The sequence below is a fragment of the Sodalis-like endosymbiont of Proechinophthirus fluctus genome (assembly GCF_001602625.1).
In the GTDB taxonomy this organism is placed as follows: Bacteria; Pseudomonadota; Gammaproteobacteria; order Enterobacterales; family Enterobacteriaceae.
Genome location: NZ_LECR01000084.1, coordinates 6,547 through 8,191, shown reverse-complemented (window position 1 = coordinate 8,191; position 1,645 = coordinate 6,547). Strand labels below are relative to the sequence as shown.

Here is a 1,645-nt window from a genome sequence, read left to right as displayed (position 1 = left end):
CAGCCGCAGAGGAAGGTTGAGCTGTTGCGCCCGCGCCGTCAATAACGCGGGATCCGCGCATATCACCAGCTCGACCGGCCACGCCTGCTGGGCCAGTATGGCGACGAGATCGGGACCTATCCCAGTGGGTTCACCGGGGGTGATGATAATGCGTTGTTGATTATTGCCCATTGTTGTCGATAATTTTTACATAGGCGGACGCGCGCTGCTCTTGCATCCAGGTTTGCGCCTCTTCGGCGAACTTGCTATTAAGCAGCAGCCGATAGGCGCGGTCTTTCTGGGCGGCGTCGGTGCGATCTACCTGGCGGGTGTTGATGAGCTGAATCAGATGCCAGCCGAAGGACGAATGCACTGGCGTGCTGATTTCTCCTTTCTTCAGGTGCATCAGTGCATCGCGGAAGGCCGGGCCGAATTTATCGGCGGAGTTCCAGCCCAGATCGCCACCCTGATTAGCGGAACTAGGGTCCTCAGATAGCTGTTTAGCGGCGGCGCTGAAGCTGAGGCGGCCGCTCTTGATTTGTGCCGCGATATCTTCAAGCTTGGTGCGAGCCTGTTGATCGGACATCATAACTGAGGTGCGCAAAAGAATATGCCGCGCATGCACTTCGGTAACTTCTACTTTTTTATCGCCGCCGCGAATGTCGTTAACTTTCAGGATATGAAACCCGATACCGGAACGGATCGGGCCGACAATACTGCCCTTCTGAGCGCCCCGTAATCGCGCTACGAACAGCGACGGCAGCTCTTCAAGTTTCTCCCAGCCCATATGGCCGCCTTTCATCACCTGCGAATCATCGGAGTAAGTGATTGCAAGCTTGCTGAAGTTCGCGCCACTTTTGCTTTGTTTGACTAAAGAATTGGCCAGCACTTCCGTTTTATCTAACTGATCCTTGGTTGGTTTTTCCGGCAGAGGAATAAGAATATGGCTAAGATTAAATTCTGCACCGTTACCAGTTTGGGCGGCGATCTGCTGCGCCAGAGAGTCCACCTCCTGCGGTAAAATAGTCAATCGGCGGTGGACTTCGCCATTGCGCACTTCGGCAATCAGCATCTCTTTGCGGATTTGTGCTCGGTAGGTGTTGTAGTCCATTCCATCATAGGCCAGGCGGCTGCGCAGCTTATCAAGGGTCATGTGGTTCTGGGTGGCGATATCGCCGATAGCCTGATCCAGCTTCTCGTCGCTGATGGTGATATTAGCGCGCTGTGCCAGCTGTAGAATGATGTTATCCATAATCAGCCGATCGAGAATTTGGTGGCGTAGCGTCGCGTCGTCCGGCAGTCGTTGATTGGCTTCTTTAGCGCCGCGTTTCACTGTAGTCAAAATGCTATTCACATCACTTTCCAGGATGACGCCGTTGTCCACTACGGCGGCAACTTTATCCATGATCTGTGGGGCGGCGGTGACGCTATGGGCGCACAGGGCTAGGCCGAGGATAAACATTTTCCATTTTTTCATAATTTTTCCATATATATCAGTATAATACTTGTATTAAGTTCAATATTCTCGTTGAGACTGCAGCATCAAAACGCCCGCTGATAGGGGAGAATGCCGGATCTCACGATCTTATCCATACCCAGGCCATAATTGCTTCTCAAACCACGCAGTTCAATATTAAACGACACTTTGTTGTCGTACTGGCTGGAA

Annotated in this window: 1 protein-coding gene and 1 pseudogene; both read right to left on the bottom strand. The window is 52.4% G+C overall.

Annotated features, from left to right (window positions below; genetic code table 11):
* Window positions 1–171: pseudogene (pdxA, locus tag BG74_RS14120) on the bottom strand (4-hydroxythreonine-4-phosphate dehydrogenase PdxA); the annotation flags it as partial.
* Window positions 161–1,456 (bottom strand): peptidylprolyl isomerase SurA, encoded by a 1,296-nt coding sequence (gene surA, locus BG74_RS08200; RefSeq protein ID WP_066597737.1) that lies wholly within the window; start codon window positions 1,454–1,456, stop codon window positions 161–163. The pseudogene pdxA and the gene surA, both read right to left, overlap by 11 nt.
* Between the last annotated feature and the right edge of the window lie 189 nt (window positions 1,457–1,645).